Annotated in this window: 1 pseudogene; it reads left to right on the top strand. The window is 77.0% G+C overall.

Annotated elements, in window-relative coordinates:
- Positions 1-609: 609 nt before the first annotated feature.
- Positions 610-849 (top strand): annotated as a pseudogene (locus JNW98_RS36255) (hypothetical protein); the annotation flags it as partial.

The following is an 849-nucleotide window of genomic DNA, read 5'->3' as shown; positions in this document are numbered from 1 at the left end:
GCCGAGTGTTCCAACGGCGGAGTGCCGTTCGGCGGGCAGGCCCGTGCGGATGGAGTGACTGCCGTCGCGTCCCCGCTCGCCGCGCCGGATGCCGGTGGCTCAGTCTCCGGTGCAGCCGGGGTGGGGGTGCCGACGGTGGAGCGATCCGACGGAGGGGCGTCGGCTGCGGGTCGGGTTCGGGTGGATGTGCCGACCGCCGATATGTCCGTGCTTCCCGGAGCGGGTTCGGCGGCACCCGGTCCCGAGGCGCCGGGTGTCGACGGTTCCGTCGCCGGTGTTGGCCGGGTGGACGCGCCGTCGACGGAGCGGTCCAACGGCGGAGTGCCCGTCGGTGGCCAGGCTCGCGTGGAGGGGGCGACTGCCGACGTGTCCCCGCTCGCCGCGCCGGATGCCGACGGTTCTGTCTCCGGTGCCGCCCGGGTGGATGCGTCGACGGCGGAGCGATCCGACGGTGGAGCGTCGGCTGCGGGTCGGGTTCGGGTGGATGTGCCGACCGCCGATATGTCCGTGCTCCCCGGGGCTGGTTCGGCGGCGACTGTCCCCGGATCCGGTGGATCCGAGCGTCCGGACGCTCAGCCCTCGGCCAAGAGGACGGGCATCGGGGTGGGCGTGGGACGGCAGGCCGCCTTCGGGGCGCGGGAGCGGCGGGAGGCGGACGGCTCGGGAGGCGCGGACGGCTCGGGTGGTGCGGGAGGTGCCGGGCGTGAGGTGACGTCCGGCGGTGGTGGTGGCCGTCACGTCGCCGCCGGGGCGCAGGCCGGGGCGGGGACCGGGGCGGGGACCGGCGTGGCGAGCCGCGCCGACGGCTCGGCCGAAGTCGCCCGCCGGGATGGCCGGTCCGCCGGCCCC

This window comes from Streptomyces huiliensis, assembly GCF_020037025.1.
In the GTDB taxonomy this organism is placed as follows: domain Bacteria; phylum Actinomycetota; class Actinomycetes; order Streptomycetales; family Streptomycetaceae; genus Streptomyces; species Streptomyces huiliensis.
Note: the sequence above shows the minus strand (reverse complement) of the source record. Positions and strands in the feature narration are given on the sequence as shown.